Source organism: Nocardia sp. NPDC049737, assembly GCF_040674755.1.
GTDB lineage: Bacteria > Actinomycetota > Actinomycetes > Mycobacteriales > Mycobacteriaceae > Nocardia.
This window is the reverse complement of sequence record NZ_JBFANH010000016.1, coordinates 156,332-181,656: the sequence shown is the minus strand read 5'-3', so window position 1 is coordinate 181,656 and position 25,325 is coordinate 156,332. Positions and strand designations below refer to the sequence as shown.

The 25,325-nt window shown below is 65.4% G+C and carries 23 protein-coding genes; 10 read left to right on the top strand and 13 right to left on the bottom strand.

What is annotated here, in order from left to right:
• Nucleotides 1-49 precede the first annotated feature (49 nt).
• Nucleotides 50-1,228, top strand: a complete 1,179-nt coding sequence (locus AB0J47_RS22500; protein WP_364348997.1) for an MlaD family protein — start codon at nt 50-52, stop codon at nt 1,226-1,228.
• Between the two features lie 108 nt (nt 1,229-1,336).
• The gene (locus AB0J47_RS22495) at nt 1,337-2,047 is read left to right on the top strand and encodes a hypothetical protein (protein WP_364348994.1); all 711 of its coding nucleotides are present in this window, start codon (nt 1,337-1,339) and stop codon (nt 2,045-2,047) included.
• Between the two features lie 101 nt (nt 2,048-2,148).
• Here the strand turns inward: AB0J47_RS22495 and AB0J47_RS22490 are convergent, their stop codons facing one another.
• From AB0J47_RS22490 to AB0J47_RS22460, 7 genes are all read right to left on the bottom strand, one after another.
• Nucleotides 2,149-2,727 (bottom strand): ribonuclease H, encoded by a 579-nt coding sequence (locus AB0J47_RS22490; RefSeq protein ID WP_364348991.1) that lies wholly within the window; start codon nt 2,725-2,727, stop codon nt 2,149-2,151.
• Nucleotides 2,728-2,737: 10 nt separating this feature from the next.
• Nucleotides 2,738-3,208 carry an SRPBCC family protein gene (locus AB0J47_RS22485; RefSeq protein ID WP_364348988.1) on the bottom strand — a complete coding sequence of 157 codons (471 nt, stop codon included), beginning with the start codon at nt 3,206-3,208 and terminating at the stop codon, nt 2,738-2,740.
• Between the two features lie 151 nt (nt 3,209-3,359).
• Complete coding sequence (gene lhgO / locus AB0J47_RS22480; RefSeq protein ID WP_364348985.1) at nt 3,360-4,643, bottom strand: L-2-hydroxyglutarate oxidase; 1,284 nt, start codon at nt 4,641-4,643, stop codon at nt 3,360-3,362.
• Between the two features lie 42 nt (nt 4,644-4,685).
• Entirely contained in the window at nt 4,686-5,378 is a 693-nt protein-coding gene (locus AB0J47_RS22475; protein WP_364348982.1) for a hypothetical protein, read from the bottom strand.
• 348 nt (nt 5,379-5,726) lie between these two features.
• Nucleotides 5,727-6,512 carry a TIGR03084 family metal-binding protein gene (locus AB0J47_RS22470; protein ID WP_364348979.1) on the bottom strand — a complete coding sequence of 262 codons (786 nt, stop codon included), beginning with the start codon at nt 6,510-6,512 and terminating at the stop codon, nt 5,727-5,729.
• 130 nt (nt 6,513-6,642) lie between these two features.
• Nucleotides 6,643-7,998 (bottom strand): hypothetical protein, encoded by a 1,356-nt coding sequence (locus AB0J47_RS22465; RefSeq protein ID WP_364348976.1) that lies wholly within the window; start codon nt 7,996-7,998, stop codon nt 6,643-6,645.
• 113 nt (nt 7,999-8,111) lie between these two features.
• Nucleotides 8,112-8,540 (bottom strand): MerR family transcriptional regulator, encoded by a 429-nt coding sequence (locus AB0J47_RS22460; RefSeq protein WP_364348973.1) that lies wholly within the window; start codon nt 8,538-8,540, stop codon nt 8,112-8,114.
• Between the two features lie 184 nt (nt 8,541-8,724).
• Here AB0J47_RS22460 and lon point away from each other — a divergent pair, with 184 nt between their 5' ends.
• Nucleotides 8,725-11,067: an endopeptidase La gene (gene lon, locus AB0J47_RS22455; RefSeq protein ID WP_364349103.1), complete on the top strand. Its 2,343-nt coding sequence runs from the start codon at nt 8,725-8,727 to the stop codon at nt 11,065-11,067.
• A 108-nt stretch (nt 11,068-11,175) separates the two neighbouring features.
• On the top strand, nt 11,176-12,813 hold the full coding sequence (locus tag AB0J47_RS22450; RefSeq protein WP_364348970.1) for an FAD-dependent monooxygenase: 1,638 nt from the start codon (nt 11,176-11,178) through the stop codon (nt 12,811-12,813).
• Here the strand turns inward: AB0J47_RS22450 and AB0J47_RS22445 are convergent.
• Nucleotides 12,771-13,205, bottom strand: a complete 435-nt coding sequence (locus tag AB0J47_RS22445; protein ID WP_364348967.1) for a PaaI family thioesterase — start codon at nt 13,203-13,205, stop codon at nt 12,771-12,773. The two genes, AB0J47_RS22450 and AB0J47_RS22445, sit on opposite strands and share 43 nt — an antisense overlap.
• Nucleotides 13,206-13,217: 12 nt before the next feature.
• Entirely contained in the window at nt 13,218-13,772 is a 555-nt protein-coding gene (locus AB0J47_RS22440; protein WP_364348964.1) for a TetR family transcriptional regulator, read from the bottom strand.
• Between the two features lie 319 nt (nt 13,773-14,091).
• Between AB0J47_RS22440 and AB0J47_RS22435 the strand changes: the two genes are divergently transcribed.
• Entirely contained in the window at nt 14,092-15,972 is a 1,881-nt protein-coding gene (locus tag AB0J47_RS22435; RefSeq protein WP_364348961.1) for an ABC transporter ATP-binding protein, read from the top strand.
• Between the two features lie 49 nt (nt 15,973-16,021).
• Here AB0J47_RS22435 and AB0J47_RS22430 read toward each other — a convergent pair whose 3' ends face one another.
• Both AB0J47_RS22430 and AB0J47_RS22425 read right to left on the bottom strand, forming a co-directional pair.
• Nucleotides 16,022-17,017, bottom strand: a complete 996-nt coding sequence (locus AB0J47_RS22430) for an oxidoreductase (protein WP_364348958.1) — start codon at nt 17,015-17,017, stop codon at nt 16,022-16,024.
• A 51-nt stretch (nt 17,018-17,068) separates the two neighbouring features.
• A complete protein-coding gene (locus AB0J47_RS22425; RefSeq protein WP_364348955.1) occupies nt 17,069-18,139 on the bottom strand; it encodes a DNA polymerase IV in 1,071 nt (356 codons plus the stop codon).
• 120 nt (nt 18,140-18,259) lie between these two features.
• Between AB0J47_RS22425 and AB0J47_RS22420 the strand changes: the two genes are divergently transcribed.
• The 3 genes from AB0J47_RS22420 (at nt 18,260) to AB0J47_RS22410 (ending at nt 22,983) form a co-directional block, all read left to right on the top strand.
• A complete protein-coding gene (locus AB0J47_RS22420) occupies nt 18,260-18,859 on the top strand; it encodes a DUF1707 domain-containing protein (RefSeq protein ID WP_364348952.1) in 600 nt (199 codons plus the stop codon).
• Between the two features lie 97 nt (nt 18,860-18,956).
• Complete coding sequence (locus AB0J47_RS22415) at nt 18,957-21,737, top strand: FAD-binding and (Fe-S)-binding domain-containing protein (RefSeq protein ID WP_364348949.1); 2,781 nt, start codon at nt 18,957-18,959, stop codon at nt 21,735-21,737.
• A 331-nt stretch (nt 21,738-22,068) separates the two neighbouring features.
• The gene (locus AB0J47_RS22410) at nt 22,069-22,983 is read left to right on the top strand and encodes a DNA-3-methyladenine glycosylase 2 family protein (RefSeq protein ID WP_364349100.1); all 915 of its coding nucleotides are present in this window, start codon (nt 22,069-22,071) and stop codon (nt 22,981-22,983) included.
• A 152-nt stretch (nt 22,984-23,135) separates the two neighbouring features.
• Here AB0J47_RS22410 and AB0J47_RS22405 read toward each other — a convergent pair whose 3' ends face one another.
• Both AB0J47_RS22405 and AB0J47_RS22400 read right to left on the bottom strand, forming a co-directional pair.
• Nucleotides 23,136-23,342, bottom strand: coding sequence for a hypothetical protein (locus AB0J47_RS22405; protein ID WP_327094871.1), 207 nt, complete (start codon nt 23,340-23,342; stop codon nt 23,136-23,138).
• Nucleotides 23,342-23,632, bottom strand: a complete 291-nt coding sequence (locus AB0J47_RS22400) for a hypothetical protein (protein WP_307678042.1) — start codon at nt 23,630-23,632, stop codon at nt 23,342-23,344. Before AB0J47_RS22400 ends, AB0J47_RS22405 begins: the two co-directional genes overlap by 1 nt.
• 558 nt (nt 23,633-24,190) lie before the next feature.
• Here AB0J47_RS22400 and AB0J47_RS22395 point away from each other — a divergent pair.
• Both AB0J47_RS22395 and AB0J47_RS22390 read left to right on the top strand, forming a co-directional pair.
• The gene (locus tag AB0J47_RS22395; RefSeq protein ID WP_364348944.1) at nt 24,191-25,120 is read left to right on the top strand and encodes a helix-turn-helix transcriptional regulator; all 930 of its coding nucleotides are present in this window, start codon (nt 24,191-24,193) and stop codon (nt 25,118-25,120) included.
• On the top strand, nt 25,117-25,314 hold the full coding sequence (locus AB0J47_RS22390) for a DUF397 domain-containing protein (protein ID WP_364348941.1): 198 nt from the start codon (nt 25,117-25,119) through the stop codon (nt 25,312-25,314). Before AB0J47_RS22395 ends, AB0J47_RS22390 begins: the two co-directional genes overlap by 4 nt.
• Nucleotides 25,315-25,325: the final 11 nt, after the last annotated feature.

Here is a 25,325-nt window from a genome sequence, read left to right as displayed (position 1 = left end):
GCGAGCACGCGCAGCGCATGCCGGAACCGAGCGCCGGCGAGGTGCGGGCATGAGCTGGCTCGGCAAGCTGCTGCAGCGCAAGCTGCTGCTGTCCACTATCGGCCTGGTGTTGGTGTTCATCCTGGGCGCCACCTATCTGCTGGTGAGCGTCATGCGGGTGAACCCGCTGAAATCGACCTACGCCGTCACCGTGCATCTGGACCGCTCCGGCGGACTGCAGCCCGGTAACGATGTGACGCTGCGCGGCTTCCGCGTCGGCAAGGTGACCTCGATCGAATTGATCGACCGCGGACAGTCCATCGCCGCGAAGGCCGATATCGACTCGAAATTCAAGATTCCGGTCGACACCAAGATTTCAGTGGGTGCGCTCTCCGGTGCCGGTGAGCAGTACATCGACTTCCGGCCGAATACCGAGCAGGCACCGTTCCTGAAGGACGGTTCGGTCATCCAGTTCGATGCGGAGAAGATCAAGACCCCCACCCCGGTCTGGTCGGTGCTCGACAACTCCAGCGCGCTGATCGCCCAGGTCGATCCGGATAAGTTCAGTGTCATCCTGGCAAACCTGGACACCGCGCTCAGCGGTGGCCCGGATCAGTTGCGCGGCATGGTCAACGGCGTCAGTCTGGCCATGGCCGGCCTCGATAATCTGCTCCCGCAGACCCAGAATCTGATCACCAACCTGCGCACCATCGCGAACACCACCTCGAATGCGCAGCCTGATCTGGGGACGCTGACCCGCAATTCGGGTCAGCTGTTCGATCAGTTCAACAATGCCAATGCCGAATTGCAGGCGATCCTGGAGAAGGCGCCGGGACAGCTGACCAGCCTCGGTGCGGTACTGGACAAGACGTCCGATCCGATCACCAGTCTGGCGGCCAACTTCGCGGCGGTGACCAAGGCCGCGCAGCTGCGGATCCCGGCGCTGCAGGCGCTGTTCCCGGCGCTGAACCTCGGGTTGTCCGCCGCGGGTGTGCCCGCGCACGACAATGAGTTCCACACGGTAGTCGACGTCTGGGTTCGGCCGATCTGCCAGTACAAGCACACGCCGATCCGCAATGAGGTCATCCAGGACGGTTCGCTGCCCAAGTGGAACTACTGCGAGAATCCGCCGCCCGGACTGCAGATTCGTGGTTCGGCCAATGCACCGCGACCGAATGTGCCGGACAATGGCGCGCAGATGCCGCCGGGCGTGGATCCGAATGAATTGACCCCGCCGCCGCTGCGGTGACCAGCCACAGCGATACTCGCCCCCGGGGTGCGAACGGTTCGTCCGATGCGGACCGACAAGACCATATCGGTGCGCTCGGGTGCGCCGGGAAAGTGCAGGATTGTATCGATGTCCACAGATGATGTCGGCGCCGAGAAGCAGAACTCGGATGCTGAGGAAGCCGATGCCAAGGTCGACGCGTCCGCCGAGGACAAGACGGTCGAGATCGGGAAGTCGGGCGATGCGGTAGCCGCCGCGCCGCCGAAGCCGGCTGCGGACAAGGGTGCCGGGCAACCGGTCGCCCCGAGTGGTGGCAAGGGTTCCCGCGCACTGGTCCCGATCATCGCGGCGTTCGTCGCCGGTGTGCTGCTCGTCGCGGCGGTCACCGCCGTCGTGGTGTTCTACCGGCAGGCCGGCAACCGCGGCGACGAGTTGGACGCGCACGAGGCCGCCACCGCGGCCGCGTGCGATTACGGCAAGCTGATCTCCACCTACGATCCGCAGACCATCGACGAGTACTTGAAGAAGGTGGATGCCGCCTCGACCGGCGACTGGAAGGATCAGTTCGCCAAGCTCGGCCAGGACCTCAAGGGTGTCGTGATCGACGCCAAGGCCACCTCGTCCACCTACGACATGCAGTGCGGCTTCCAGTCCGGCGATACCGAGAACGCGAATGTGCTGGTGGTGATCGGTCAGACCACCACCAATGTGAATATCGCCGCCGCGAACAAGCCGCCGAGCAAGGTGGAACTCGTGGTGGTGGCCGGTCTGAAGAAGGTCGGCGACAAGTGGCTGGTCGACAAGTTCGACCTGCCCATCCTGAAGCAGATGGGCAACTGATCGGATTATCTACTCCGAAAAGCGCCTCCGGGCGGGTGGGAATGGCACCACCCGCCCGGAGGTCTTTCCGGCGGTCTTGCACCCGGTCGCGCCCGGCGGACTCAGAACAGCGTCAATGCCTGAGGTGCTGGCGCGACCGGCTTCCCCGCTGACCGCGGTCGGGCGGATTTTTTGGTCTTATCGGAGGAGTCCTCGAGCAGCGGCAGCAGCTCGGGGAGTTCCGCGGTCGGGACCTCACCGGCGGCTGCGGAGGCCGCGGCCTGTCTGGCCGCCTCACCCGCGAGGGTGTCGGCCATTTCGTTGTAGTAATTGCCGACATGACCACGCACCCAACGGAACCGGACCGGTCCCGGTCGTGAGGCGATTGCCCGGTCGATCTGTTTGATGAGTTCGACGTTCTTCACCGCGCCGCCGCTGGCGGTGCGCCAGCCATTGGTGCGCCAGCCGAAGATCCACTCCGAGGCGCATTTGATCGCGTACAGCGAATCGCTCTCGATGAACAGCGGTTCCTCGCCGGGATGTGCGAGTACCGCCTCCAATAGCGCGCGCAACTCCGCGACCTGATTGGTTCCGGTGGCGGCTCCCCCGCTGCGTGAACCGCCCTGATGATTGACCCAAGCCCAGCCGATAGCGCCGCCGGGATTGCGGAGGCAGGATCCGTCGGTGCTCACGATGATCATGGATGGCACCCTACGCAATCCGACCGACAAGATCGGTACCGTGGAATTGCTCTATCTCCCTTCGCAACTGGGATTCGGTGTGGCGCAACGCCGAGCGCACGGCGAAATCCACCGGGCGCAGGCACGGCCGACCGAACAGCCCACCCGGTGGAGCGTACTCCGCTTCCGAGGTCAGCACCGAGCGTCCGTAGCCGAGCGGGTCGAAGCGCAGCGTCAAAGTCCCTGATAACGGGCCGCGCAATGTGTAGCCGATCACCACATTGCGCCGGTATTCGGTGATCTCGCATTCGACGGTCGGTCGCCACAGCCCCAGTCTGATCCGTGTCATGAAGACCGCACCGAGACCCTGGTCGAGCTCATCTTTCGGCTCGAACGCGGCGACGGCGAACATCCAATCCGGTACGAACAGATGGTTGTCGGTATAGGTGAAGGCCACCTCGACCGGGGCTCCGACGTCGCTCGCGTACTTGATGTGGCCCATAGGGCCCCTCCCTGTTGGCTGCCGCTAAAAGTACTACAGCTCTCCTCTTTATTCGAGGGTTTGCCGGGAATTTGGTTGGCGGGCTTACCAGATTGATGACCGGGTGGTCGCTTGGTTTGCTGGGACGCGCGACGCAGCTAACTCGGTGGCGTCACAGTTGGCCGACGATGTATTCGGCGATCGGCATGGCCGAGGTCGCCGCGGGTGACGGTGCGTTGAGCACATGAATCGAGCGCGGTGTGCGTTCGATCAGAAAGTCGTGCACGAGGGTTCCGTCGCGCAATACCGCTTGCGCGCGGATCCCCGCCTCGCGCGGCCGCAGGTCCGCGACCGTCAGCTCCGGGCAGTACCGTCGGCATTCGGCCAGATAACCGCGTTTGAACAGGGAGTTGCGCAATTCGCGCAGTCCGGTGCGCGCATGCGCGCGGGCGACCCGGCGGAAGCCGGGAAAGCCGAGCACCGCACGGGCGTCGCGGGCGTCGAAGCTGCCCTTGCGGTAGCCCTCCCTGGCCAGACCGAGCACGGCATTGGGGCCGACGGTCAGGGTGCCGTCGATCATCGGGCTCAGATGCACCCCGAGGAATGGCAGGTTCGGATCGGGAATCGGATAGATCAGTGTGCGCACCAGTCCGGATCGGCTGGGCGGTAACTGGTAGTACTCACCGCGGAACGGCACGATGCGGAAATCGTTTTGCAGACCGGCGAGGGCGGCCATGCGGTCGGCCTGCAGACCCGCGCAGACAACCAGCGTGCGCGCGGTCCAGGAACCTGCGGGACCCGCCGCGGTGACCGCGTCGGTGGTTTCGGTGAGTGCGGTGATCTCGGCATTCAGCACGATTTCACCGCCCGCGGCCCGAACCTCCTCGGCGAGTGCGGTGGTGACGCGGGTGAAGTCGATGATGCCGGTGGCAGGCACGAACAATGCGCCGAGACCGGTCACATGTGGTTCGCGGCGAGTCAATTGGGCGCTGTCGATGAGTTCGACATCGACACCGTTGGTGACCGATCGTTCGTGCAGCGCGAGCATTCGCTCGTATTCGGCGCCGTCGGTGGCCACCAGCAGTTTTCCGCACACCTCGAACGGAATATCGTGGGCCGCCGCGAATTCCTTCGTCCATGCGGCGCCCTTCCGGCACAGGCGGGCCTTCAGACTGTCCGGCGGGTAGTAGATGCCGGAATGGATGACGCCGCTGTTGTGCCCGGTCTGATGGGACGCGAGTGCGCCGGCCTTGTCGATGAGCACGAGGCTCGCATCCGGATGCTGCCGCAGAATCCGATGCGCCGTTGCGACTCCGACGATCCCGCCCCCGATGACGCAGAAGTCGTATCCGCCTCCCCGAGCCTTTTGCCGGCCGTTGGGAGCCTCGAAGGTTCGTTCGCGGACTGGCGACCGAGTGTCGGGTCGAGTTCTGGGCGTGCCCGATGAGTTACCCATGTACATACGAAATCAGTTGTTGCGGCGTGCAAGCAATCTGTGTCAGACGGTGATCGTGCTATTCGACTCGGTGGCGTTATCCGTTTCCGGAACCGTCGACTCCGCGGAGCTCGGTGTGTGTTTCGTGCTGGGCGGGGGATTGCGGTCCAGTCGCAGGCCGTGTTCGCCGAGGGTCGGATCGGAGAAGGTGAATATCACTTCGCCGTTGTGCGTGTCGACCTCGGTGCGCAACTGGGTGACGCCGCCCGGATCGGCGTGGATACCGAGCCGGTCCCGAACCGGTTCGGTGAGCAGGAAATCCGTCAGTATCGTCAGCGCGTTGGTATCCACGGTGAAGGTGACGGAATTCGCGCGGCCGGGTGCCACCTGCGCGCCGACATAGGCGGTGCCGAGGCGTAGTTTGCCACTGATTCCGGCGGAGGCAGGCGAATCGGTATGGGCCTGAGAGGTTTTCACGGTGCCGTCATTGGATTCCGCGGGAAAGCGGCCGAATAGCGCGGGCAGATCACGACTTCCACCGGTCAGCACGGCATCGGAGAGCACAGGACCGTAGTCCGTGTCGACATCCGGAATCCGGACCGCAGGCGGTGCGGCGATATCGTTGGTGGCGTACTGGGTATCGGCCATCTGGTGGACGATGTAGGCCCCGGAGGCGACGGTGAGAGTGAGGCTGGCGGCGCCGGCGAGCACGATGGCGGTATGCCGAGCGATCTGGGCAGGCTTATGTGATGCCACGATGCGTTCCTTTCCGTCCGCCCCTGCACCCCTCACCGCGCGGCCCGCATCGTTGAAAGCCGTACGCTCGTCCAGGTTACAGGGGCAGCCGCAGGTGGCACCGCATGGGAGAGATCAGCATCACAAAAGCCGGGTGACGCCTTCGATACCGAACTCGAGCCGAAAGGCGTCGTCAATGTTTCCACAAGCTGACAAGCGGGTAAATACACTTAGCTGGCGAGCGCCATTCTCGACTGCCACATCGAGACACCCGGCCAACGGCGTCCGGCCGACACGAACGGCGCACCCAAGTGTGGCGCTCGCCCGCACCTGCATTCCGGTCGGACCCGATGGTTGGGACTCGGCGGGTCAGGCGAACTGGCCCGCCGACCGCCCGTCACCCGTCGGTCCCGCGAAAGCTTGTGCGATGGTGAGCCATTCGGCGGCATCCGCACCCACTGTTTCCAACGCCAGATCGCCTCGGTGACGGCGCTGCGTCACCAGCAGGCAGAAGTCCAGTGCCGGACCGGTCACATTCTGCGCGGCATCCTCGGGACCCCAGGACCACACGCTGCCGTCCGGTGCCATGAGTTCGACCCGGAATTCCTCGGTGGGCACGGTCTTGCCGCGCACGGTGTAGGCGAAATCCCTGGTCCGCACGCCGATATGGGCGACCGTGCGCAGCCGGGCGGTCGGTGTCCTGCTCAGCCCGAGTGCATCGGCGATGTCCTGGCCGTGTGCGAAGGTCTCCATCATGCGCGCGCTGACCATGGATGCCGGGCTCATAGGCGGTCCGAACCACGGCAGTTTGGTGCCGGAGGGCACCGCGCGCAGGGCGTCGATCAGCGCGGCACGGCCGCGGCGCCATCGGTCGAGCAGTTCGGCGGCGGGTGCGGTGGCCGCCTCCTCGGCGGCCTCGTCGACAAAGGTGAATGCCTTCGGGCCTGCGTCCTCGACCAGCCGCGCGAAACCGTCCGGATCGGTGGCGGCCAGCGCGGCGACCTCATCTGTCCAGGCCAGATGGCCGATCTGATGGGCGATACTCCAGCCAGGGGCGGGTGTCGACGTGGACCAGTCCGCCAGCGGCGCGACGATGCGTTCCAGTTCCGTGCAGTCGTCGGCGAAATCGCGCAGGAGCGCGTTCAGGTCGGCCATCTGATCCCTGTCCCGTCCAGGCGCACTGCTTCGTACGCCGTCGCGGTTCAGCATCGCAGCGCGCCGAAAAAAATGCAAGCGTGCGTGCTTGTATTTGGCGCGGGCGCGCAGCCGACCGGAATCGGGCCGGTTACCAGCCGAAAATCGTCAGGTGCGCCGCACCGACCACCAAACCGAGCAGTGCGCCGTGTAGATACAACAGCCAGGCATCCTGTTCGACCGAGGCATAGAACATCTCCATGAACTCCCCCGGAGTGAGGTCCTGGAGCTTGCGTGCAGCGAACTCGTCGATCTTCTCGGCCTGTTCGAGGGTGAACTCCTCGTCCTCGACCAGGCTCGGGGCCAACCCGACCGCCGCGCCCGCGGCGCCGACCTTGAGGTTGTCGAATTGGCGGCGGCCGAAGGCGACGCGCACGATCGAGGTGGTCGGGCCGAGTTGGCGATGGATCTCATCGGAGACCAACCGCTCGATCAGCTGCCTGGTCTTATCGCCGTTCGGGCCGTCGAGCAGTTCCTTGGACAGGTTCGGCAGCGTCAGCACCTGGTAGGCGAGAATATGCGCGAGATCGGTCGCCGCCTGCGGCTGCCGCTTGGCCAGTAGCGCCTGCCTCCACAAATACTTGTAGCGCGGCTGCGGATCACCCGGTTCGAAAACCATTTTGACCGCGATGACATTCACGATCACGCCGATCGCCGCCGAGGCCAGCAGCACGATCACCCAGCCCGGTACCCAGCCCAACACCGGAATGGTGTGGTGCACATGCATATACAGTGCGAGCAGCAGTCCGAACGGCGCACCGAGCAGGCCGATGCGCACCATGAAACGCAATTCGGGGGCGGCGATGGTGGTCGTCAGATCCTTGAGGATGTACGGGTTTTCCTGCAGATACCGAATGACGAAGGATTTGATATCGATGAGCTGGTCGACATTGTCGCCGAGCGATTCGAAGGCCCGCCTGGTCAATGCGGGCAATTCGCGATCCACCCGCTGATAGATGACCTGCTTCATCGCCCTGGGTACGCCGCGCCACAGGTCTGGATTCTCCCGATACATCACCTCGTCGACGATCGGTTTGACCCGCTTGCTCGCCAGTAGCGCAAGGTAATCGGCAATACTTTCCAGATCCAGTTCGTGAATGAAATCCCGCGGACTGCCGATCCGCATCAGCGCCTTGTCGACACAAATGCTGGCCATCTTCTCCGCGCGCGCCGGAATGAATCCCTGGAAACCGAGCCGGCGGCCGTCACCGGAGAATGTCGGCAGCACCTGGACCCGACGCGGAAAGTATGGATACAACACCTGCAGGCCAGGAATCCGAATTCCGCGAAAGACGACCGGCCAGAACAGCATCAGCACACCGGTCCAGTTGGTGAGCCACCCGGCGAGCGCACTGAAGACCGGAAAGGTGATCAGATCGACGGAGAACTTCGTCAGGCCGGTCAGCTCTTCCCAATCGATGAACACTCCGGATGTGAGTGTTGTCATCGTGGGATCCCCCTCAAGCCGCCCAGGTCGTGAGATATCTAGCTGCCAACATTCTCATTGGCTCCGACAGGGTGTCAATGCGGAGCTGGGCACCTGATGTGCAGTCGGTCACGCTACCGGTCGCCGGTGGCGATTCGTCCTCGGTAGATATCGAGCTTGCGATCGATGAGCGCGAGGTTCTCCTGGATCTCGGCGAGTTTGGCGACAACCTCGGCGCGGTGTGCCTCCATCAGCGCGATGCGCTCGGGCTCGTTGCCGTTTCCGGCGGCGACGAGTTCGGCGTAGCGGCGGATGGTCTGGATGGGCATTCCGGCGGCGCGCAGCCGGGTGCATATGTAGATCCAGTCCAGGTCGAGTTGGTGATAGCGCCGGCGCCCGCTGGCGGTGCGGTCGACGGGGGTGATGACCAGGCCCGCGCGTTCGTAGTAGCGCAGGGTGTGCACGCTGACCCCGGTGCGGCGCGCGGCCTCCCCGATACTCAGCCCGTCCGGATTGTCGCAGCGAACGGGCCCGGAGACCGGCCGCGCATTGGCTTCGAGCACGCTCCGAATTCTAGTACCGCACCGAACGCCGATCGCTGTGAGCGAACGTGGGCAACGGTGTGGAACAAACGTGGGACGGCCGGGGTTGACTGGGCATCGCTCAACTTTTGGAAGGGTCGAACACGTGACTACACCACAGAACCTGCCGGTGCTGTTCCTGACCGATCCGATCGTGCTGCCGGGCATGGTCGTGCCCATCGAACTGGACGAATCGGCGCAGGCCGCCATCGACGCCGCGCGCGCCGCGAATACCGACGCGGTGCTGCTCGCGCCCCGATTGACCGAGGGCTACGCCTCCTACGGCGTCGTCGCCACCATCGAACAGGTCGGCCGGATGCGCGGTGGCGCACCCGCCGCGGTGCTGAAGGCCGAACGGCGCGCCAAGATCGGTCACGGGGTCACCGGGCCGGGCGCCGCGCTGTGGGTGGAGGCCGAACCGGTGGAAACCCCCGCCGCCGACGGTCGCACCAAAGAGCTTGCCGCCGAATACAAGAAGCTGGTCGTCTCGGTGCTACAGCGCCGCGAGGCCTGGCAGATCATCGACGCGGTCAATCAGCTGACCGATCCGTCGGCGATCGCCGATACCGCTGGCTACGCGCCGTACCTGACCGCCGAGGAGAAGCGTGAGCTGCTCGAAACCCCCGATACCGCACAGCGTTTGACCAAGCTGATCGAGTGGACCAAGGCGCATATCGCCGAGGCCGAGGTCACCGAGAAGATCAGCGAAGATGTCCGCGCGGGCATGGAGAAGAGCCAGCGCGAATTCCTGCTGCGCCAACAGCTCAATGCGATTCGCAAGGAACTCGGCGAGGACGAACCCGACGGCGCCGATGACTACCGCACCCGGGTCGAGCAGGCCGATCTGCCGGATGACGTGCGCGCCGAGGCGTTGCGCGAAGTCGGTCGACTGGAGCGGGCCAGCGATCAGAGCCCGGAATCCGGCTGGATCCGGACCTGGCTGGACACCGTTCTGGACCTGCCGTGGACCGTGAAAACCACGGATAGCGCCGATGTTTCGGCCGCCCGCGCGGTGCTGGACGCCGATCACCACGGCCTGGACGAGGTCAAGGATCGTATGGTCGAGTACCTGGCCGTGCGATCCCGCCGGGCCGCGCGCGGACTCGAGGTTGTCGGCGGACGTGGTTCCGGCGCCGTGCTGGCGCTGGTCGGCCCGCCCGGTGTCGGCAAGACCTCGCTCGGCGAGTCGGTGGCACGGGCCATGGGCCGCAAGTTCGTTCGCGTCGCCCTCGGCGGTGTGCGAGACGAGGCGGAGATCCGTGGTCACCGGCGCACCTACGTCGGTGCGCTGCCGGGCCGGATCGTGCGTGCGATCAAGGAGGCGGGATCGATGAATCCCGTTGTCCTGCTGGACGAAATCGATAAGGTCGGCTCGGACTTCCGCGGTGATCCGGCCGCGGCCCTGCTCGAGGTGCTGGATCCGGCGCAGAATCATACGTTCCGCGATCACTACCTGGATCTGGACTTGGACCTGTCCGACGTGCTGTTCATCGCGACCGCGAATGTCATGGAGACCATTCCGGGCCCGCTGTTGGACCGCATGGAAATGATCACCGTCGACGGTTACACCGAGGACGACAAGGTGGCCATCGCCCGCGACTTCCTGGTGCCGCGGCAGCTGGAACGCAATGCGCTTACCGCCGAGGAGGTTTCGATCACCGAAGCGGCTCTGCGTGAGGTCGCGGCCAACTACACCCGGGAAGCCGGTGTGCGGCAGATGGAGCGGTTGATCGCGAAGGCATTGCGCAAGGCCGCGACTCGGCTGTCCGAAGGCGGAAGCGGTTCGGCCGACAATGTGGTGTCGCTGGGATACGACGCAGAGTTGGGATACGACTCCCAGGAGTCGTTGACCATCGATCTGGACAACCTGAAGGACTACCTGGGTCGCCCGCGCTTCACCCCGGATTCGGTGGAACGCACCGCGGTCCCCGGTGTGGCAACGGGTTTGGCGGTCACCGGTCTCGGCGGCGATGTCCTCTACATCGAGGCCAATGGCGCCGAGGGCGAGCGTGCACTCACCCTGACCGGACAGCTGGGAGATGTTATGAAGGAGTCGGCGCAGATCGCCCTCACCTACGTGCGCTCGCACCTGGCGGAGATCGGCATCGAACCGTCGGTGCTGGATCGCAATATCCACATCCACTTCCCGGCGGGTGCGGTGCCGAAGGACGGGCCCTCGGCGGGTGTCACCATGGTCACCGCCCTGGTGTCGCTGGCGCTCGGTCGCCAGGTGCGCGCGGATGTCGGCATGACCGGTGAGGTCACGCTGAACGGCCGGGTGCTGCCGATCGGCGGAGTGAAGCAGAAGCTGATGGCCGCGCAGCGCGCGGGTCTGCAGACGGTGTTCATCCCGGCCCGCAACGAGCCGGATCTGGACGACGTGCCCGCGGATGTGTTGGCCGCCTTGGACGTGCGCCCGGTCGCCGATGTGGCCGATATTCTGGCCTACGCCATCGAGCCGGTTGCTGAACCGGCGCTGGACGCCCCCGCCTTCGCGGCGAGCGCCTGATAATCCGCCTCGAACGGGCCGTACCTGCGGGTACGGCCCGTTTCGTATGCATGGTCGCCGTGACCGCGACGCAAGGCCGATGCAAGCCCGCGCGCACATGATCGTGGCATGACTTCTACGCAGCGGATTCCCGTTCTCGTTGTCGGTGGCGGCCTGGTCGGGCTATCGGCCGCGCTGTTCCTCGAATACCACGATGTCCCTTATGTTCTCGTCGAAAAACGGACCAAGGTTTCGGCGTTGCCCAAGGCCCGCGGCCTGCATACCAGGACCTCCGAGCTGTTGCGCCAGGTCGGTGTCGAGGGACAGGTCGAGCAGGCCGCCGCGACCGCGTTGCGTGCGGGCAGTTTCGGTGGTGCACGCCGCGGCACCAGTCTGATCACGGCCGAGCCGCTGGACCTCAGCCACTTGAGGGCGGCAATGGCGGCGGCCGATCCAAGCCCATCGCAGTTCTGCTTCCTGCCCCAGGTGCTGCTCGAGCCGGTACTCGCGGCGCAGGCGCGCGAACGCGGTGGTGATCTCCGATTCGGGGTCGAGCTCATCGATTTCGAGGCCGATGACGCGGGTGTCACGGCGACCGTGCGTGACGAATCGGGCCGCAGCTCGGTTATCCGGGCCGACTACCTCATCGCGGCCGACGGTGCGGCCAGCCCGATCCGTCGGGCATTGGATATCGCGGGCTGGGAGGTGCCACCGACGCATCACTACATCAATGTCTTTGTGCGGACCGATCTTACGGGTGTGCTCGGCGATCGCACCTTCAGCCAGTGCGAGATCAGCAATGACACCATGCGCGGACTTGTCCTGTCCAAGAACAACACCGACGAATGGTCCTTCCAGCTCCAATACGATCCGACCCGTGAGACGGCCGCGGACTATCCGGACGAGCGCTGTGTCGAGCTGATCCGTGCCGCGATCGGCGTGCCCGATATCGAGGTCGAGGTACTGGCGCGAAGTGCTTGGGACACCGCTAGTTTTGTGGCCGACGAGTACCGGCGCGGGCGCGTCTTCCTCACCGGCGATGCTGCCCACCGGCACGCGCCCTGGGGTGGTTTCGGCGGCAATACCGGTGTCGCCGACGCGCATAACCTGGTCTGGAAACTGGCCGCCGTGCTGTCGGGTACGGGCGGACCCGCACTCCTCGATTCCTATCAGGCCGAACGGTGGTCACGTGCGATCATCGCCGCCGAACAGGCCAATCTGGCGGCCGACTTCGAAACCCGCTACGGCATCGAAACCCCTGACAACGCGGACATTTTGGCGCGGCGGTTGGACTTCGGGGCGGTCATGATGCGATTCAGGTACTGCTCGAGCGCGGTATCGCGCAAACCCGCCGATTGCATCGAATGGGTCGAGCCGCACGTCGAGCGGCTGACCGGACAGGTCGGAACGCGACTGCCGCACTTCTGGCTCGACGCCGAGCACACCACCTCGACGTTAGATCTCTGTGGACCCGGCTACGCGATTCTGATCGCCGGAAATTCGGCTGCCTGGCGTGATGGCGCGGCCGATGCGCAGCGCGAAACCGGTATCGAGATCGCGGTGCACGGCTTGGGCGCCGAGTGGGGTGCCTGCACCGATCTGCCGGCGGGTGGTGCGCTGCTGGTGCGCCCGGATGGGCATGTGGCCGCGCGCTCCGACGAGGGGTTGCATCCCGGCTCGCTGGTCACCACCTTGCGGTCGCTCATGGGCTGGTCAGCGGATGCTCAGTTGCCGAGTTCGCGTTCGACCGAGCGCGCAGTGCCCTGAGCGACCGCGCACAGCACCGGTTCGGAGTCCGGACGTTCGGCATAGATTTCGCACGCGACGACGGCTTGGCGGCGCGTCGACCCGGTTACGGTGGCCTCGGCGCGCAGCCGGGTACCTGCGGCGGGCCGCAGGTAGGTAATGGTGAAACCGCCGGTCAGTACATTGGCGCCGAGTACCGTTCCAGCGGCGAAGGTGAGGGCGTTATCGGCCGCATAGGACACCACACCGCCGTGTACGAAGCCGAATTGCTGGCCCAGTTCGGGACGAATGGGAATGACGAGTGTCGCCGCGCCATTGCCGAATGCGGTGAGTTCGGTACCGACCAACTGTGCGAACGGCTGCGCGGCGAGTACCTGCTTCGCGAGATCCAGGTCGAGGGTGATCGTTGGCATGGATGGCTCCGTTCAGTCGTTACCCAGTGCTTGCCAGGCGGCCTCGGCTAGTTCGTGCGCGACATCGATTGGTGCCGTGCGGATTTCACCGCCGAGCCAGTGCCGCGAGTACTCCTGCGCCGGGCCCAGCCACAGTGCGTAGACGAGGTCGAAATCGAGATCGCGCACCGCGCCGTAGCGGGCGTGGGTGCGCCACCAGCGCAATACATTGCGCAGGAATTCACGATTGCTGTCGCTATCTCGGATGCCGGGCGGCCGAGCCGAGGTGAGCACCTTTGCGCGGTACTGATTGTCGGTAACCCACCGGAGATGTTCGATGACGCCTGCGGTCACACCCGCCCGCGCATCGGTACTTTCGCCGACGACCACCCAGAAGTGCTCCTGATAATCGGCGAGCGCATGCGTCCACACCTCGCGATACAGCTCCGCCTTATCCGGAAAGTGGTGGTAGAGCGCGCCGACACTTGCCCCCGCCGCGTCGCGGATCTGGGTCAGCGTGGTCTCCAACGTCCCCCGCTCCGCGAACTGTCGCTCGGCCGCCAGCAGCAACCGATCCCGAATCTTCATGACCAGAATTTAGTTCTGTTTTGCGGGCGGCACAAGGCTGGCGCGACATGGTTCGTCGAAAGGGCGCCGATGGAGCCGGCACGCTGTGGGCGCTCGCGGTATCCGATCCATGCTTCGAGGACTGGCTGCTCCGGCACTTCGCAGGCTGTCGCAACCTATGACGGGGGGTAGATGCCCAAGGCCTGATCCGGTCCGGCCACCAGCGCGGGTTTCGCTGTGCGCGGAATCCGCGCGGAATGGGCTTGCGCTCAACCTTTGTTGAGGTCTTAGTGTCGGTGGCCAGGTATTCGATGGGTGGGGAGCGAGAGGGAGCAGCACGGTGAGTATCGAATCGGTGGCCTGGAGCCAGATGTATCGGCGGGCGAACGCGCCACAGGAGCAGCGGCCGTTCCGGCTCGCGACGGCGCGGCGCATTCTGCGGTTCGCGCGCCCGCACCGCCGCCGGATCGGCGCGTTCTTGCTGTTCAGCGTGGTGTCCGCGCTGCTCGCGGTAGCGACGCCGGTGCTGGCGGGTCGGGTGGTCAACGACATTGTCGGTGGCGCGGCGCCGCGCGTCGTGGTCACCCTCGCGATCCTGATCGCCGGGCTCGCGGTGGTCGATGCGGCGCTCGGGGTGATCATCCGCTGGCTGTCCTCGCGGATCGGCGAGGGGCTGATCCTGGATCTGCGCACTGCCGTGTTCGATCATGTGCAGAAGATGCCCATCGCGTTCTTCACCCGGACCCGCACCGGCGCGCTGGTCAGCCGCCTGAACAGCGATGTGATCGGGGCGCAGCGCGCGTTCAGCGACACGCTCTCCGGTGTCGTCACGAATCTGGTGACCCTCGCGCTCACCGTCGCCGTCATGGTCCGCATCTCCTGGCAGATCACGCTGCTCGCGCTGGTGCTGCTGCCGGTTTTCGTGGTTCCGGTGCGGCGGATGGGCAATCGGCTGGCCGGATTGCAGCGGGAGGCCGCGGGCCTCAATGCGGCGATGAGCACCCAGATGACCGAACGCTTCTCCGCACCGGGCGCGACGCTGGTGAAGCTGTTCGGACGGCCGCAGCAGGAGTCGGACGAATTCGCGCTGCGGGCGCGTCGAGTGCGCGATATCGGGGTGCGCACGGCAATGCTGCAGACGGTTTTCGTCACCTCGCTGACCCTGGTTTCGGCCCTGGCTCTGGCACTGGTCTACGGACTCGGCGGGTGGTACGCGCTGCGCGGCCAGTTGGATGCCGGTGCGGTGGTGTCGCTTTCGCTGCTGCTGACCCGCCTCTACACTCCGCTCACCGCACTCGCCAGCGCCCGGATGGAAATCATGTCCGCGCTGGTGAGCTTCGAGCGGGTCTTCGAGGTGCTGGATCTGAAACCGCTGATCGAGGACGCACCGGAGGCCGTCACGGTGCCCGAAGGTCCGGTCGCTGTCGAACTGGATAACGTCACCTTCGGCTACCCCTCAGCCGATAAAGTGTCGCTCGCCTCGCTCGAAGATGTCGCGACGCTGGATACCCGCGGCGGGGTCGAGGTGCTGCACAATGTGTCGCTGCGGGCCGAGCCCGGTCAGCTCGTCGCACTGGTCGGTTCCTCGGGTGCCGGAAAATCCACTGTGGCCCAACTCGTTTCCCGGCTCTACGACGTAGATGGGGGAGCCGTGCGGCTCAACGGTACCGATGTGCGCGATCTGACCACGACCTCCATCCGGGACACCGTCGGCCTGGTCACCCAGGACGGCCACCTGTTCCACGACACCATCCGCGCCAATCTGCTGCTTGCCCGACCGGAGGCCACCGAGGCCGAGCTGTGGGATGCGCTGCAGCGGGCGCGGTTACGTGAGCTGGTGACGTCACTGCAGGACGGCCTGGATACCGTCGTCGGCGAACGCGGCTACCGCCTTTCCGGCGGTGAACGCCAGCGGCTGACCATTGCCAGGCTGCTGCTCAAGCAACCACGCGTGGTAATCCTCGACGAGGCGACCGCCTCGCTGGATTCGACCTCGGAAGCCGCTGTCCAAGAGGCGCTTTCCGAGGCACTGGATGGCCGAACCGCACTGGTCATCGCACATCGGCTCTCCACTATTCGCGCCGCCGACCAGATCCTGGTGCTCGAGGACGGCCGAATCGTGGAGCGTGGCACGCACACCCAACTGCTCGCCGCCGACGGACGCTACGCGCAGCTGTACCGCACGCAGTTCGCGGACGAGCCGGTCGAAGTCGCGGCCTGAGCCCGAACCCGCCGAAGCCCTGCTCGGATCCGGGCTTCGGTGGGTACCGTCAGAATTCCCCGGCGACGCCGAACACGGTGCGACCGGAGTGGCCGCCATGCTGAATGGTGTGCAGGACCTTCTCGGCCTCGGTAATAGGAGCGAAATTCTCGATGGTCGAAAGGTGCTGGGGCCGCAACTCATTGGCAAGTCGAGCCCACAGCGCGCGCCGCTTGTCGATCGGAACGTACGCGGAGTCGATGCCCAGCAGCGATACGCCGCGCAGGATAAACGGCATGACGGTGGTCGGCAGATCCGAGCCGCCGGTGAGGCCGCTGACCGCGACCACACCGCCGTAGCCGATCGCGCTGAGGATATAGGCGAGGGATTTGCCGCCAACGCTGTCCACGGCACCGGCCCAGGTGGCCTTCGATAGTGGACGCAGTTTCGCATCGGGATCCGCCGGCAACCGGCCGATCACTTCGTTCGCGCCGAGTTCGGCCAGCCGATCTCCCGCGTCGGTCTTCCCAGTGGAGGCGATCACCTCGAAGCCGAGGCCCGACAGGATATCGATGGCCACGCTGCCGACACCGCCCGTCGCACCAGTGACCAGCACTGCACCCGTCTCCGGGGTGAGTTCGTGATCGAGCAAACCCTGCACGCTGAGTGCGGCGGTGAAACCGGCGGTGCCGAGTACGGCCGCGTCTCGGGTGCTGAGACCGTCGAGCTTGACCACCCAGTCGGCGGGAACTCTCGCGTATTCGGCGAAGCCGCCGTGATGCGATACGCCGATGTCGTAGCCGTGTGCCACCACCTGGTCACCGGGTGCGAAATCCTCGACCTCGGAGGTGACGACCTCACCGGTGATATCGATGCCGGGGATGATCGGATAGTTCCGGACCACGCCACCGCCCGCGGTGATCGCCAGCCCGTCCTTGTAGTTCGCGCTCGAGTAGTGCACCTTGATCGTGACCTCACCCGGCCCGAGGAAGTCCTCGTTGACCTGCCGCCGCGTGAGCACGATCCCGCTGTCCGATTCTTGTGCCACCATCGCCCAGAACTCCATGCCGACGAGCATACGAGCGTCAGCCGGCACCGGGGTGGATCTTCGCCCCGGCTATTGCGGTAGGAGTTCGAGGCGGACGCCGAGCAGCCGAACCGGGCGATCGAGTTCGAATCGGTCGATGATGTGCAGGGCGGTTTCCACGATGGCCGCGATATCGGTGGTCGGCTCGGGGAGTTTCTCCTGTTTACTGCGGGTGTAGAAGGTATTGCTGCGGACGGTCACCGAGACGCGCTGCGGGATGCGGCCCGCGGCGGCCATCTCCTCGCCTACCTCGGTGGCCAGTCGCGCCACCTGTGCGCGGATCTCCTCGGGATCGGTCAGGTCGTGTGGGAATGTCTCGGATTTACTGCGGCCCACCGGAATTCGCGGCTCTGTGGTGACATCGGTATCGCCCTTACCGTGGCCGAGCACCCAGAAATACGGGCCGGTATTGGGACCGAATTCGGCGGCGAGGCGCTGCCGGTCGGCCGCCATCAGGTCGGCGACGGTTTCGATGCCGAGTTCGGCCATTCGCGCGGCGATCCGATTTCCGATGCCCCACAGCGCATTCGTAGGACGGTGCGCCATCACCTCGACCCAGTTCGCGGCGGTGAGCCGGAAGATGCCCGCCGCCGCACCATCGGTGTCGGCGGGTTCGGCCGAGGACTTACCGGCGGATTTGGCGAACCCGGTCGCCAGCTTGGCCGTTAGCTTGTTGTCGCCGATGCCGATCGCACATGTCAGCTCCAATTGGGCAATGGCGCTGCGGATTTCGCGTGCGAGCTGCTCCGGATCATCGGTATCGGCGGCTAGGAAGGCCTCGTCCCAGCCCCATACCTCGACGCGGCCGGGAAAGGTCCGCAGCAGCGCCATGACCTCCTCGGATGCCTCCTCATAGGTGGCCATATCCAATGGGAGGAAGATCCCGTCGCGACATTTGCGCTTGGCCGAGCGCAACGCCATCCCGGCGCGCACGCCGAATGCCCTGGCCGGATACGACGCGCAGGTCACCACCTTGCGAGGTTCGTCGGGATCGCCATTGCCGCCGACGATGACCGGCAGGCCGCGCAGCTCCGGATGGCGGCGGAATTCCACCGCCGCTTGGAACTGGTCGAGATCGACGTGCAGCAGCCACCTGGGCATATATAGGTCTTACCGCATGACCATGACAAGCAGCGGAAATTGGCCACGAATGTCCGTGGTCGACTCGCAAACGAGCCGTCCGTACGATTTCGGTCAGGACGAGCAAGGGGAGCATGTCGTATGACCGACGCACCGGAGAACCTGCCCGCGGTTCGGGTCGGCGATATCGATCGCGAGGTCGCGGCAAAACAGCTGCAGCTCGCCGTCGACGAAGGGCAACTCGATCTGCTCGAGCTGGATAAACGGCTGGTCGCGGTCTATTCGGCGCAGACGACGCAGGAACTCCTCGCCATCACGGCCGATCTTCCGGTGATCGCGGCGGCACGCGAACCCATCGAACTGCGCACCGGCAGTGGGGCGCGGGTGAAGGACGGCGCGTGGATCGTCCCGGCCGAAATCACGGCCGAATGCAGCTCCGGCGGTATCAAGATCGACTTCACCCAGGCGATGTGCCCGCATCGTGAGGTCGCGGTGCATGTCGCCGTGGGTTCCGGCACGGTCCAGTTGATCGTGCCGCGCGGCTGGCGGGTCGACCTCGATCGGGTGCAGGCCAAGAGCGGCACCATCAAGAACAAGGTGACCGAGGGCAGTCTGCCCGGATCGCCGCTGCTGCGAGTCGACGGCGAGATCGGTTCCGGGGCCGTGGTGGCGAAGTATCCGCGCCCGGCGCGGCGATCGTTGCTGGCTTGGCTCCTGCGCCGTCCCCGCCCGACCGCCTGAAATGCTCGGCACACAGCGGGCCCGGATATCCGAGAGAACCTGGATTTGTGGCGGTGGGACGCGGGTGCTGGGGGAAGTACGTGCATAGGCTTGCGGGGTGGGTGTGCAGCGGTTGGTGGTGGCGCTGGGGCGCGTGATCGCGGGCGAGGTGGATGCGTCCGCGCGTCGGCGTGCCGAGTACTCCTGCGATGCGTCGAATTATCGGGTACTTCCGACTGCGGTCGTTTTTCCGCGCGGGGTCGAGGATGTGGCGCATACGCTCGAATTCGCGCGGGGTAATGGACTGACGGTTACCGCGCGGGGTGCGGGGACTTCGGTGGCGGGTAATGCTGTCGGTCCCGGGATCGTGGTGGACTTCAGTCGGTATATGAATGGCATCGGCGAGCTGGATCCGGAAAAGCGCACCGCACGCGTCCAGCCCGGTGTTGTGCTCGCCGAATTACAGCGGAATGCCGGGGTACACGGACTGCGGTTCGGGCCCGATCCGTCGACGCAGAATCGGTGCACGCTGGGCGGGATGATCGGCAACAATGCGTGCGGGCCGCATGCGGTGGCGTGGGGGCGGACCGCGGATAATGTGCGTGAGCTGCGCATTCTCGATGGGACGGGAACCGAGCGGACGCTGGCGGCCGACCCGTCGGTAATTCCGGGCCTGCCCGCATTCACCAGGGCGAGTCTCGCGGTGATCCGTACCGAACTCGGCCGATTCGATCGGCAGGCCTCCGGCTATGGGCTGGAACATCTACTGCCGGAACGCGGTTCGGCGGTTGCGAAGTCGTTCGTCGGCACCGAGGGGACCTGCGGGTTGCTGCTCGAAGCGACGGTAGATCTGGTCCCGTTGCCGCGGGCAACCGTCCTCACCGTGCTCGGCTATCCCGATATCGCCACGGCCGCAGACGATGTCGCGGCCGTAATGGCCTGCGACCCGATTGCTGTAGAGGGCATCGACGCGCGACTGGTCGATATCGTGCGCGTGCACCGCGGGTCCACCAGTGGTGTGCCGGAACTGCCGCGCGGTAGCGGTTGGCTGTTCGTCGAGTCCGCCGGTGATACTCCCGCCGAGGCGTATGCCGCGGCCGAGAAGCTCTGCCGAACCGTAGCCGCGCTGGACTCCAGGATCGTCACCGATCCCGGTGTCGCCGCGGCACTTTGGCGAATCCGGGCGGAGGGTGCCGGACTGGCGGGTCGCACTCCGGCGGGTCATCCGGCCTGGCCGGGCTGGGAGGATGCGGCCGTCCCGCCCGAACATCTCGGTGCGTATCTGCGTGACTTTGCCGCGCTGACAAAAGACCACGGCGTGGACGGACTGCTCTACGGTCACGTCGGCGACGGCTGTATCCACGTCCGCCTCGATCTGCCGATTGCGAATGCGCCGCAACGCTTTCGGAACTTCATACAGGATGCTGCCGAGCTCGTGGTCCGCTACGGCGGCTCGCTCTCCGGTGAGCACGGCGACGGCCGGGCCCGCTCGGAATTGCTCTCGATCATGTACTCCCAGGACGCACTGGACGTATTCGCCGGATACAAGGCGCTCTTCGATCCGGACGATGTGCTGAACCCGGGCGTCCTCGTCGCCGCACGACCTATCGATGCTGATCTGCGGCTGGTCGGAGTGCGACCGATCGCGGGTCCAGCTGGTTTCGCTTTTCCACACGACAACGGCGATATCGCCACCGCCGTGCATCGCTGCGTCGGCATCGGCAAATGCCGCGCCGACACCCGTGCGACGGGGGGCTTCATGTGCCCGTCATATCTGGCCACCGCCGACGAGAAGGACAGCACCCGCGGCCGCGCGCGCGTGCTGCAGGAGGTGGTCCGCGGCGCACTCCCCTGGTCTTCCGAGGCGGTCGCCGAATCGCTCGATCTATGCCTGTCCTGCAAGGCATGTCGCTCCGACTGTCCGGCCGGGGTCGATATGGCGGCCTACAAATCCGAGGCACTCTATCGCCGCTACCGGCGTCGCCCGCGTCCCATCGATCACTACGCTCTGGGGTGGTTGCCGCGCTGGCTCGGTGTCGCGGGTCGTATGCCGCGAGCGGCGAATGCGCTGGCCGAAATCGGGTGGTTGCGCCGAATCGCCTTGCGTGCGGGCGGAATTGATCCGCGACGTGACCTACCGCGACTCGCCGACCGCAGTTTCCGCAGGAGCTGGCACGACCGGGCGGATTCGGACGGAGCGCCCGAAGTGCTCCTGTGGGTCGACACCTTCACCGATGCCTTCGACCCCGAAATAGCGCAGGCCGCAGTGCAACTGATGGAATCCCTCGGCTACCGAGTCCGCATACCGCGGCGGCGCGTGTGCTGCGGTCTCACCTGGATCAGTACCGGACAGCTCGACGGCGCTCGGGCCCGGCTGCGCGCGACACTCACCGAACTGGAGGAGCATGTGCGCGGGGGTGGCATCGTCGTCGGGCTCGAGCCGTCATGCACCGCGGTCCTGCGCGCGGACCTGCCGGAACTGCTACCGGAGGACCCGCGCGCGGCCGCGACCGCCGCCGCTGTGCGCACACTCGCCGAATTCCTTGCCGAACAGCCGAACTGGCACCCGCCACCACGACTGGGACAGTCGGTGGTTGTCCAACCGCATTGCCATCACCATGCCGTCCTCGGCTTCGACGAAGATCGCCGAATGTTAGCCAGCATGCAGATAAATGTGACAGAGGTCACTGGATGCTGCGGTCTGGCCGGAAACTTCGGAATGCAATCCGGCCATTACGACATTTCGGTCGCCGTTGCCGAGAATGGCTTGCTCCCAGCGTTGCGGAATACCGGCGATGATTCGATACTGATAGCCGACGGGTTCTCGTGTCGAACCCAGGCCATGCAGCTGAACGGCCGCCGAGGTCTACACCTCGCGCAATTCCTGCTCGGCGAATGAGGCTCAGCTGCCGAACGGCAGCGTGCCCGGCGGAATCTGGTAACCCGAGCTGCCCGCGGAAACCCCGCCCCAGGCATTGAGCAACCAGTTGAGCACGTTGGTGATCATTTCATACCTCCGTTATGGTGACTGCCAGCTGTTTGCCGAACGCATCAATATCGGCCCACTTATTCTTCGCGTTACAAAATAGCTGGGATCTGCGATTATGCCGAATCTGTATGGCGAATCGCACATTCGGGCCGAAACAATTGTGAGCCGGGCAACGTTCGAGGCCGGCGCGCTCGCCGCACATCTACCGGGGCACAATGAGGCGGTGCGCAATCAGACGCTGATGGTTCCCTCGCTGCGCTCGGTCACTACCGAACGGCCGATCGATCTCGCGTCTACCCTCGCGCCCCTGTCCCGCGGCAGCGGCGACCCATGTCACCAGGTCACCCGCGACGGCGCGCACTGGCACGCCTCCCGGATGCCCTCCGGCTCGGTCACCTACCGCCTGACCCAGGCCGATCGCCACACCGTCGACGCTCGCGCCTGGGGGCCCGGTGCGCCCGAATTCCTCGACCGACTCGACCACATGCTCTGTCTGGACGAGGACGTCTCGGACTTCGCCCCCGAACATCCGAAGATTGTCGACGCGCATCGCCGCTTTCCCGGTCTGCGCATGCTGCGCACCGGCCTGGTCTTCGAGGCCTTGGTGCCTGCCGTACTGGAACAGAAGGTGCACACCGTCTCCGCCCGCGCGTCGTGGCGAAAGCTGGTGCGACAGTTCGGATCTTCCGCACCGGGCCCGGCGCCCGTCGGACTGCTGCTGCCGCCCGACGCCGACACTTGGCGCAAGATCCCGTCCTGGACCTGGCATCGCGCCAATGTCGGGCCGCAGCGCGCGCAGACGATCGTGCGCGCGGCCCGGGTGGCGGACGCGCTGGAGCGGGCGGCGGCCGAAAGTCCGGCCGAAGCCGCCCGTCGCCTGCGCACGTTGCCCGGTATCGGGGTGTGGACCGCCGCCGAGATCGGGCAGCGCGCCTTCGGTGACGCGGATGCCCTCTCGGTCGGCGACTACCACCTGTCGGCCATCGTCGGCTGGACCCTGCTCGGTGAACCCATCGACGACAACGCGATGGTCGAATATCTGGAACCGCTACGGCCGCATCGCTATCGGGCCGTCCGACTGCTGGAGATCAGTGGTTACGCGCACAAGCCGAAGTTCGGCCCGCGCACCCCGCTCACCGATCACACCTGGCACTGAGCGGATCCGCCGGACCATTCGTTTCGGCAGGCCGTATTTCGTCAGCCCGACAGCGCGACGTCGATGTGCCAGGGACTCGGCGGTCACCCAGCGCAACACCCGAATGCAGTCGGCAAGCACCTCCGGTACGCCCGGCGGCTCGGCAGCCGGGCTCATAACGGCAGGGCGCGCTCGTCCAGCACACATTTGCCCGCCTCGACCAGCGTGGTCCGCGCCGCACGGCGGACCCGGCACCGGTCGACGGTGCAGTCGATATGCAACTGCATCGCGGCGTGGGCTTGTTCGATTGTCAGCACACCGGGGTCGTTTCCGCAGGCCAATAGGGATGCGACCGGCATGTGCAGGTTGGTGAGTTGCATCAGGCGACCTCCGCCCGGCGGCGTACCGCGCGGACTTGTCGGGTGTACCGGGAGATCGGTCCCTGATCCCACGGTGCCTGTCGAACCGCCATGCCCAGCGCCTCGAGTACGGTCAGGCCGACCTCGTCCGCGAGATCGCCGACCGCGGCGAACAGCGATGGCACCACCTCAGCAACCTTGAGTGCGGCAACCGCCTGGTCACAGGTCAGCGTGCGTCCGGGCAAATAGGAAACCACCCAGCTCTCCTGCCCGACGCTACGGGCGCGATGCGGGGTCAAATCGCTGGTCATCAAGGACGATGCTATGACACTTACAGCCATGACTCCTCGTTCCTACGTGCGATTCCTGCGACGGTCGCGACGCGCCCGGAGGCCGGTAGCTTGCGTGACCACGGAGGGCGCCGCGAGCGTCGCCATTGAATTGCGACGGTCGCGACGCGCCCGGAGGCCGGTAGCTTGCGTGACCACGGAGGGCGCCGCGAGCGTCGCCATTGAATACTGTGCGCGCCCGGAGGTTTCACAGGAGGAGGGAAAGGCTCCTGTTCCGCTCCGGGCACACTTCCAGCACACCATCGCGGCAGGTTGCGAACAGTGTCCTTCGTGGATATCCAAAGATTTGAGGCGAATTCCCAGCACAAAACCCAGCAGGGAAGGGAGGATTCTCCATAGTGGACGAAAGAGCCCTCTGCCCAAGCGAAGTGACGGGGAACCGAGCTTGTGGGTCACCCCGGAGCAACCGTTCGGTTTGCATCCGAGGCCGCGACGTGAGCGATGGGCCCGGAGGCGCAAGCCTGCGTAACCACATAGGGACCCGCGAACCTCGCAATTGAATACAGAACGGAGCGTGCTGTGTCAGCGAATTCGGTAAGAGCGTCGGAAACCTCGGACCGGCTAACCCCTGAGAACGCCGCCTCCACTCTACCCAGGCGCCAGCTCGGCAGATACCTCCGGGACTGGCGCACCCAGTCGGGTCTCACCATCGCGGAAGCGTCCAGGCTGATGGAGTGGGGCGCCAGCACGTTGCAGCGCTTGGAAAAAGGCCAGGCCGACCGCATTCGAACCATCGATATCCAAGAACTGTGTCGCATCTACGGCATACCGGACGAATTATCCGATGGTCTGAAGGGCCTGGCCCAGCAAGCCGCCGTCAAGAGCTGGTGGCATGCCTACGGCGATCTGATCCCCGAAAACTTCGACGTCTATGTCGGTTTGGAGGCGTCGGCCCGAAAACTCACCTCCTACCAGTCCGAAATCGTACTGGGCCTACTTCAGATTGCCGACTACGCCAGAGCCCTCAATCGCCTTGGCTATCCGGATGATTCGGACGCCGAGATCGAGCGCCGCGTCCAATTGCGTATGCAGCGCCAGGCTTTGATCAACCGCAAGGCCGCACCGGCAACGGTGAATGTAGTCCTGCACGAGTCGGTTTTGCGTCGAGTGGTCGGTGGCGCCAAAGTGATGGCGGCGCAGCTACGTCATCTTGCCGATATCAGCACCCAACCCAATATCTCCCTGCGTATCCTGCCGTTCGCGGCCGGTGTTCCGCTCGGAGTGTCTACCGGACCGTTCACAATTCTCGAATTCGGTATTGATAGCAAGGGTCAGCCGATCGAGCCGCCGGTGGTGTACGCGGAGGGCTTCACGGGGGATCTCTACCTCGAAAGACATGCTGATGTACGGCGGTACGATCGTGCGCACGAGTGCCTCCAGCGCTGCGCGCTGGATATTCAACCCAGTAGACATCTGCTCCGGCAGATAGCGAAGGAGTATGTGGCATGAGTTTGGATTTGGTTGGCGCGCAATGGTTCAAGAGCACGCGTAGCGGTGCCGGCAAGGACTGCGTCGAGGTCGCCTTTCTGGCGGGCGGCCGGGTCGGCGTACGCGACAGCAAAAATCCCGGTGGACCTGCCCTCGTCTTCGACACGGGCGCATGGGACGCTTTCACCGCAGGTGTTGCGGGCGGCGAGTTCTGAGGAGTTGCGGG

Excerpts from the sequence above, each read along its gene's own strand:
- AB0J47_RS22420 (WP_364348952.1), top strand. The coding sequence starts at position 18,260 with ATGACCGACGCACCGGAGAACCTGCCCGCGGTTCGGGTCGGCGATATC.
- AB0J47_RS22390 (WP_364348941.1), top strand. The coding sequence starts at position 25,117 with ATGAGTTTGGATTTGGTTGGCGCGCAATGGTTCAAGAGCACGCGTAGC.
- AB0J47_RS22425 (WP_364348955.1), bottom strand. The coding sequence starts at position 18,139 with ATGCCCAGGTGGCTGCTGCACGTCGATCTCGACCAGTTCCAAGCGGCG.
- AB0J47_RS22450 (WP_364348970.1), top strand. The coding sequence starts at position 11,176 with ATGACTTCTACGCAGCGGATTCCCGTTCTCGTTGTCGGTGGCGGCCTG.
- AB0J47_RS22490 (WP_364348991.1), bottom strand. The coding sequence starts at position 2,727 with ATGATCATCGTGAGCACCGACGGATCCTGCCTCCGCAATCCCGGCGGC.
- AB0J47_RS22400 (WP_307678042.1), bottom strand. The coding sequence starts at position 23,632 with ATGACCAGCGATTTGACCCCGCATCGCGCCCGTAGCGTCGGGCAGGAG.
- AB0J47_RS22430 (WP_364348958.1), bottom strand. The coding sequence starts at position 17,017 with ATGGAGTTCTGGGCGATGGTGGCACAAGAATCGGACAGCGGGATCGTG.
- AB0J47_RS22495 (WP_364348994.1), top strand. The coding sequence starts at position 1,337 with ATGTCCACAGATGATGTCGGCGCCGAGAAGCAGAACTCGGATGCTGAG.
- AB0J47_RS22500 (WP_364348997.1), top strand. The coding sequence starts at position 50 with ATGAGCTGGCTCGGCAAGCTGCTGCAGCGCAAGCTGCTGCTGTCCACT.
- AB0J47_RS22445 (WP_364348967.1), bottom strand. The coding sequence starts at position 13,205 with ATGCCAACGATCACCCTCGACCTGGATCTCGCGAAGCAGGTACTCGCC.
- AB0J47_RS22440 (WP_364348964.1), bottom strand. The coding sequence starts at position 13,772 with ATGAAGATTCGGGATCGGTTGCTGCTGGCGGCCGAGCGACAGTTCGCG.
- AB0J47_RS22485 (WP_364348988.1), bottom strand. The coding sequence starts at position 3,208 with ATGGGCCACATCAAGTACGCGAGCGACGTCGGAGCCCCGGTCGAGGTG.
- lon (WP_364349103.1), top strand. The coding sequence starts at position 8,725 with ATGGTCGTGCCCATCGAACTGGACGAATCGGCGCAGGCCGCCATCGAC.
- AB0J47_RS22470 (WP_364348979.1), bottom strand. The coding sequence starts at position 6,512 with ATGGCCGACCTGAACGCGCTCCTGCGCGATTTCGCCGACGACTGCACG.
- AB0J47_RS22410 (WP_364349100.1), top strand. The coding sequence starts at position 22,069 with ATGGTTCCCTCGCTGCGCTCGGTCACTACCGAACGGCCGATCGATCTC.
- AB0J47_RS22465 (WP_364348976.1), bottom strand. The coding sequence starts at position 7,998 with ATGACAACACTCACATCCGGAGTGTTCATCGATTGGGAAGAGCTGACC.
- lhgO (WP_364348985.1), bottom strand. The coding sequence starts at position 4,643 with ATGGGTAACTCATCGGGCACGCCCAGAACTCGACCCGACACTCGGTCG.
- AB0J47_RS22405 (WP_327094871.1), bottom strand. The coding sequence starts at position 23,342 with ATGCAACTCACCAACCTGCACATGCCGGTCGCATCCCTATTGGCCTGC.